General features: G+C 42.4%; 5 protein-coding genes and 1 pseudogene. 3 read left to right on the top strand and 3 right to left on the bottom strand.

Annotation, left to right across the window (positions count from 1 at the left end; all coding sequences use genetic code 11):
• Positions 1-218 precede the first annotated feature (218 nt).
• Positions 219-740 carry a single-stranded DNA-binding protein SSB1 gene (gene ssb1 / locus AACS90_RS19385; protein WP_099123536.1) on the bottom strand — a complete coding sequence of 174 codons (522 nt, stop codon included), beginning with the start codon at positions 738-740 and terminating at the stop codon, positions 219-221.
• A 448-nt stretch (positions 741-1,188) separates the two neighbouring features.
• Between ssb1 and uvrA the strand changes: the two genes are divergently transcribed.
• From uvrA to AACS90_RS19370, 3 genes are all read left to right on the top strand, one after another.
• Positions 1,189-4,020 (top strand): excinuclease ABC subunit UvrA, encoded by a 2,832-nt coding sequence (uvrA, locus tag AACS90_RS19380; RefSeq protein ID WP_099123535.1) that lies wholly within the window; start codon positions 1,189-1,191, stop codon positions 4,018-4,020.
• Positions 4,021-4,268: 248 nt separating this feature from the next.
• On the top strand, positions 4,269-4,427 hold the full coding sequence (locus tag AACS90_RS19375) for a DUF5993 family protein (RefSeq protein WP_169926676.1): 159 nt from the start codon (positions 4,269-4,271) through the stop codon (positions 4,425-4,427).
• A gap of 12 nt (positions 4,428-4,439) precedes the next feature.
• Positions 4,440-5,006 carry a disulfide bond formation protein B gene (locus AACS90_RS19370; RefSeq protein ID WP_241538329.1) on the top strand — a complete coding sequence of 189 codons (567 nt, stop codon included), beginning with the start codon at positions 4,440-4,442 and terminating at the stop codon, positions 5,004-5,006.
• Between the two features lie 80 nt (positions 5,007-5,086).
• On the opposite strand, the pseudogene AACS90_RS19365 reads toward AACS90_RS19370, so the two are convergent.
• A pseudogene (locus AACS90_RS19365) lies at positions 5,087-6,132 on the bottom strand (poly(A) polymerase).
• Entirely contained in the window at positions 6,132-6,836 is a 705-nt protein-coding gene (locus AACS90_RS19360; protein WP_099123534.1) for an RNA ligase family protein, read from the bottom strand. Before AACS90_RS19360 ends, AACS90_RS19365 begins: the two are co-directional and overlap by 1 nt.
• Positions 6,837-7,363: the final 527 nt, after the last annotated feature.

Below are 7,363 nucleotides of genomic sequence, written 5' to 3'. Positions count from 1 at the left end.
CGCAAGGTGTTTTAACAAATCAAAAGGGGTTTTTATAGCTGCCTCATCGCTGAAAGCTCTACGGAACCCCCTGCCTAGCAGGGGGTTTTCTATATACAAAAAAGCCTTCCAAATCTTTACACTTTTGGAAGGCTAAAAACCTTATTGCTAATAAGTAAAAAAAATTGGTTATAATTAACACCAAAAGAATTTACTTAACAAAATAATCTTTATGTCATTCAGAACGGGATATCATCATCAAAATCCATTGGTGGCTCATTGCTCTGTGGAGCCGGAGACTGGGCCGGACGAGATGATGGCGCACCGCCGCCACTGAACTGCTGAGATGCCTGTGGCTGCTGTGGTTGGCCCCAGCCGCCTTGTGCTGGAGCATCCTGTGATGCACCACCACGGCCGCCTAGCATCTGCATTGTACCGCCAATTGGGTTAACCACGACTTCAGTGGTGTAACGATCCTGACCACTTTGATCCTGCCATTTACGGGTCTGCAACGCGCCTTCGATGTAAACCTGAGAACCTTTACGCAGGTATTCACCAGCTACTTCTGCCAGTTTGCCGAACATGACCACACGGTGCCATTCGGTCTTCTCTCTCATCTCACCGGTTTGCTTATCACGCCAGCTCTCGGACGTGGCCAGAGTAATGTTGGCAACTGCACCGCCGTTCGGCATATAGCGAACTTCCGGATCCTGCCCCAAATTACCCACTAAAATAACTTTGTTTACGCCTCTGCTGGCCATTCGGAATACTCCTGATGAAATGATTTTTTGCTAAAAACGGACTTCTGTAATTATAAGCAACGTAGTTTATCATGCGAGGCTTAACTTTAAATAAAAACCGCTTATCTTAATTCTTTGCGAAGCGCATCGTACTTTATTCCATTTATCTTTCAAGCAACTTCTTGAATTAGATTGGGTGCGCTCACTTCCCTCAGTCACATTCGATGCCTATGTTCATTCCTTTGCTATCGCTTATCAGACTGAAATGCAAAGGGTATATACCCTTTGCATTTTTTTAACCATTACTTGGTCCCTCAAAACGGCCTATATAGCAATCGAAATTGCTTGATATACACTGTAATGGTTACGCATAAATCCTGTTAAATACTGTATATCCATTCAGCAGGGTTTGTGCAATAATACCGCGTTTATTTGTTGAGCACGATCAATATAATCTGGGTAATGGTAAATGGATAACATCGAAGTTCGGGGCGCCCGCACCCATAATCTCAAGAATATCAATCTGGTAATCCCCCGTGACAAGCTGATAGTCATCACAGGGTTGTCTGGCTCCGGTAAGTCTTCTCTGGCTTTCGATACACTGTATGCGGAAGGTCAGCGTCGCTATGTAGAGTCTCTCTCTGCATATGCCCGCCAGTTTTTATCACTGATGGAAAAACCGGATGTCGACCACATTGAAGGCCTGTCTCCTGCCATTTCCATTGAACAGAAATCAACTTCCCATAACCCGCGTTCAACTGTCGGTACAATTACCGAAATTCACGATTATCTCCGTCTGCTGTTTGCCCGCGTCGGTGAGCCTCGCTGTCCTGAACATGATATTCCGCTGGCTGCACAAACAATCAGCCAGATGGTCGATAATGTCCTGATGCTGCCGGAAGGGCAACGCCTGATGTTACTTGCCCCCGTGGTTAAAGAGCGTAAAGGGGAACATTCCAAGCTGTTGGATAATCTTGCAGCACAAGGTTATATCCGTGCCCGTATTGATGGTGAAGTGTGTGACCTTTCCGATCCTCCCAAGCTGGAATTACAGAAAAAACACACGATTGAAGTCGTCGTCGACCGTTTTAAAGTACGCCCTGATTTAGTTCAGCGTCTGGCTGAATCATTCGAGACAGCATTAGAGCTTTCTGGCGGTACGGCGGTTGTTGCCAATATGGATGATGAGAAGGCTGAAGAACTTATCTTCTCCGCCAATTTCGCCTGCCCAATGTGTGGCTACAGCATGAGCGAACTGGAACCACGTCTGTTTTCTTTTAACAACCCCGCCGGAGCCTGTTCGACTTGTGATGGTTTAGGTGTCCAGCAATTCTTCGATCCTGATCGTGTTGTACAAAATGGCGGTATTTCCCTCGCCGGTGGAGCAATCCGTGGATGGGATCGCCGCAATTTTTATTACTTTCAGATGCTGAAATCGCTGGCAGATCATTACAAATTTGATATAGAAACACCGTTTGATGAATTAAATGCTTCCATTAAAAAAGCCGTTTTATATGGCTCAGGAAAAGAAACCATCGAGTTCAGATATACCAATGATCGTGGCGATATCACTGTCCGCAAGCACCCGTTTGAAGGTGTTCTGCACAATATGGAGCGCCGCTATAAAGAGACCGAATCTTCTGCTGTACGGGAAGAGTTAGCCAAATATATCAGTAATCGCTCCTGTATTTCGTGTGAAGGCACCCGGCTACGCAAAGAAGCGCGTTTTGTCTTTATTGAAAATACAACCCTGCCACAGATCTCTGATTTCAGCATCGGCCATGCGATGGAGTTTTTCCAGAACATCAAGTTAAGTGGCCAGCGTGCAAAGATTGCCGAGAAAGTGCTGAAAGAGATAGGTGATCGCCTGAAATTTCTGGTCAATGTTGGCCTGAATTATCTGACTCTTTCCCGCTCAGCTGAAACTCTTTCCGGTGGTGAAGCTCAGCGTATCCGTCTGGCAAGCCAGATTGGTGCCGGTCTGGTTGGTGTGATGTATGTGCTGGATGAGCCTTCGATTGGCCTCCACCAGCGTGATAATGAGCGCTTACTGGAGACGTTGCTGCATCTGCGTAATCTGGGTAATACCGTTATTGTCGTTGAGCATGATGAAGATGCCATCCGTGCCGCCGATCATATCATTGATATCGGGCCGGGAGCGGGTGTACATGGCGGTGAGGTTGTTGCTGAAGGTTCTATCGATAACATTATGGCAAGTAAGGAATCTCTCACAGGAAAATTCCTGAGTGGTGAGCGTAAGATTGCCATCCCGGAACAGCGTATCGCAGCTGACCCTGACAAAATGCTGAAATTGATTGGCGCAAAAGGCAATAATCTGAAAAAAGTGACATTAAACCTGCCCGTTGGCTTGTTTACATGTGTCACTGGGGTTTCAGGCTCCGGTAAATCGACATTGATCAACGATACGTTATTCCCAATTGCACAACGCCAATTAAACGGTGCTACCAACATCAATCCAGCGCCTTATGTAGATATTCAGGGGCTGGAACATTTCGACAAAGTCATTGATATTGACCAAAGCCCTATCGGCAGAACACCCCGCTCAAACCCGGCCACTTATACCGGGGTATTTACTCCAGTAAGAGAATTGTTTGCCGGTGTGCCTGAATCCCGTACTCGTGGCTATACTCCGGGGCGTTTTAGTTTCAATGTCAAAGGTGGGCGCTGTGAGGCCTGTCAGGGTGACGGGGTCATTAAGGTTGAAATGCATTTCCTGCCTGATATTTATGTTCCCTGTGATCATTGTAAAGGGAAGCGCTATAACCGTGAAACACTGGAAATTAAATACAAGGGCAAGAATATTAATGAAGTGCTGAATATGACTATCGAAGAAGCACGTGAGTTTTTCGATGCAGTCCCAGCCCTTGCCCGTAAATTACAAACACTGATAGATGTCGGTCTCTCCTATATCCGGCTTGGGCAATCCGCTACTACCCTTTCAGGTGGTGAAGCCCAGCGGGTTAAATTAGCACGCGAATTATCCAAACGGGGTACAGGCCAGACACTCTATATTCTTGATGAACCAACAACCGGGTTACACTTTGCCGATATTCAACAGTTACTGGCTGTCCTGCATCAACTACGGGATCAGGGAAATACCATTGTTGTTATCGAACATAATCTGGATGTGATTAAAACTTCGGACTGGATTGTCGACCTTGGCCCGGAAGGCGGCAGCGGTGGTGGTGAAATATTAGTAGCAGGAACTCCGGAAGAAGTTGCGAAGTGTAAAAACTCTCATACTGCACGTTTCCTGAAAGGAATACTTAATAATAATTAATATTATATTCAAAATGACAACCAATAAAAAACCTCTCCTCTGTGGGAGGTTTTTTTTAAGTTAATATTTTCTAATACCTCAGATACCTTGATCTGTGTATTTAGAATAATAATAAACTTAATTATATCAGTGAACTATTCTTACATTGACTTCATCATTGCATTTAACAGATATGAGTAATCATATTAGATGTGCAATTATTCCATAATGATATAACATATTCTATGAACTTATAATGGAGATTAAATATGTATATGTTTTTACCATTTTTGATTGCGCTAGTTATTATTATCACTGTCGTGGCTGGCAAGAAAAAACTCACTTATGCACTTTGGTTTGCCTTATTAATCATCACGGTATTTTGGTTTAAATATCATGCTACTGATGCACTGAATCTTTCTTTTTAACCGGAGGCCGTAATGAGTAATTCTATGTCAGCATCTAGCAACCTCAATCCAGCTATTACCTTGAATATTCTTGGTTTGTTTGGCATCAGTGTCATTTTAATTGTCGCTTTTTATTATCAGCTGGCACGTTTTGAACTTCCTTGCCCATTATGTCTGTTACAACGTGCAGGCATCATTATGATCGGCTTTGGCTTTCTATTTAATATTTATTTCGGTGTCAAAAACGCTCACTACAGCTTCTCTCTAATAGGCTGTATCGTAACCGGCTTTATTGCCATGCGTCAGGTTTCTTTGCATATCCTGCCGGGAGATACAGGATATGGTTCCACTTTCCTTGGGTTGCACTTCTATACTTGGGCAGCGGTTATGTCCATTCTTACTATTATCGCTATTGCTGTCATTATGCCTTTGAAAGCAGGTAACCATGATCCGGTAAAATCTTCACCGCATATACTCGGCAAACTTGCTATGGGGTTATTTGCTCTTTTAATCGCCGCGAATCTGGTTTCTACCATTCTGGAATGCGGTAGCGGGCAATGTGATGATAACCCGACATTTTATCAGTTATTACAGAAATAACTGTTTGTTATCGTTATAGAAAAAAGAAGGCTGATACACTTAGCCTTCTCCTATTCTACCAAAGGGAACTCAGCAACAACTTATCCCGATATTGATAATCCATTAATAAAATAACAAACTTCATGCGCTTCTTCAGGAGTAGGTACTTCCAGCTTGGAAAGCATCCTGTCCATCACTTTATCCGGAACGACATATTGGCGATGGTTATTTTGCTGCCGCCACTGTTTATACCCCTGTTCGATATAAACAATCTTAACTCTCGCGTTGTAACTGGCAAATAACTTGATATTTTCGCCTGTTGCACAACCCAACCAGTAGCATTTTTATCTTCCGGACTTATTTGATGCTGACGGCGAATTGCATCCAGACTAATGACAGCTCTGTCTGAATAATATTGTCGGATAAAATGATCCTTTCCCATGCCCGGCAATCCACATAATAGAATGACCTGGCTGCCATAATTATCGTAAGGCTGGTAATCCGGCTGTTCACTTTCTGTGGAAAAATAATGAAAACGGGCTTCTGACGAAGGAAATTGCCGTGCATTACGCCAACAATTCTGTTCACGACAATAAAGTTCAAACAGATCTATGCGTTCCAGCAGCTCCTGCGCATCATGACACTCTCGTCCTAAAACATCAGCTTTTGCCAACAAAGCTAATAGATAAGTATCAACACGCAGTGACGCTGCCAGTAGTGCTTTCTGGGGCTCAGGTTTCTCCATCAGCCATAATGGCAAGCCATGAAAACGAACCAATGCAGCAACTTGTTCACGTATCGCAAATGGCGTCGCTACTTGCTGGAACAAAATCTGCCTAGCAGTTAATTCACCTTTACGGGCATGGCCGGGGGAAATAATTCGCCCATCCCAATCCATCCGCGTAGTACTTCGCTTTTCCACATCATGCAGTAAAGCCGACACCCAGAAAATTTCCTGCTCTTCTTTCTCCAGTGCCTGATATTCAGGCAGTTGCTCCAGAGCAGACAATACCATTTGTGTATGAGTGGCAACATCACCTTCGGCATGATGAATAGGATCCTGCTGAACGCCACTCATATCTGCGATAAAAGAAAATGTGTCAGATAAATAATGCCATGTTTTATTTTCACTGAATGACCAGTTCATTATCTCTCTCCATTCATATATTCAAAGTAGAGAGGTGCCCGTTGCCAGTGTCGCTTCCAGTGAATATCGGTTTTCACATGATTTTTACGTACATATTTAAAGACATTATGTGAAAAATCAGTCACTGAATATTCACCTGCATTACGGCTGACGATCCCTTCCATTGAGCAAGGCTGTTTTGTTTTTGTATCCCATGAAGAGAAATAACTTTCTTGTTTTGCTGTTTGAATAATATTGTCAATAAATGCAGGTTCATTCCGTGTTTCAGGAATAACAATTTCCGGAATAGTGGGAAGATCAAATAAATCAGCGTAAAACTTTACTTCTTCCCAACTCAGCCACATATCTTTCATACGCACAGCAAAAACAAAGAAGTATTCTTCGAGATGTCGGTATTCAATAGAGTGGATCGCATACAGGTTCTCGCCAAAAATCTCGATATTACCGAGATCGCCCTTCATTAATTGCCAACGCTGACGAATTTGTTGTGTCCATGCAGATTGTGTTGGTGCAGCATGAGAACGAGCAAAAACACCGTGCTGATTCAGACAGTTATTTTCACCATCTAACTTTTCGGTGTGAATAAGATGAGTAATGTTGTGTATATCCTGCCACCAGTCATGATTAATACGATCATCACTGGTTGTGCCCGGAGAAAACGGATAATGAAACGTTCTACCGTACTTTATTGATTGCATATCCATAATGCTTTAGCTCTTTTAAATTATCCCAATAAAAGCGAATTACGCTTTTACAGATTAATATTTATCTCAATCTTTACTGAAAGAGTTCAAGAGTTAGCATTACATTTTCTTTATTCCCGGCAAATGAATGTTTTAAATTAAAAGACCAGATATAACATTCAGATATATTTAATGGAAGTGAGTAAAAAATATCATATATGTCCGCTACTATATAGAAAGTGACTATAAATTAACACAATAATTAATTTGTAATTATAAAATAACAGATAAAAATCTATTATTATCATTTTAATTAGTGATATCTATAACATCAGCAAAAATCCCTTATTCAATGCCAGAACAAGGGACTATACATATCGTATTTCAAGTTGCCTCTCTAAATAACTTTTCATAATAGTGGGACACTCGATTTACTTTCTCTGAAAGAGTCTATTTGCAGATTTTTTCAAGAATTTTTTCACATTACTGAGCAGTTGCCACATATACCGACAACAATGGTTACGTGTGACTGTTTCATGTAACGTGTG

The sequence above is a fragment of the Xenorhabdus sp. KK7.4 genome (genome assembly GCF_963876465.1).
GTDB lineage: Bacteria > Pseudomonadota > Gammaproteobacteria > Enterobacterales > Enterobacteriaceae > Xenorhabdus > Xenorhabdus stockiae.
Note: the sequence above shows the minus strand (reverse complement) of the source record. Positions and strands in the feature narration are given on the sequence as shown.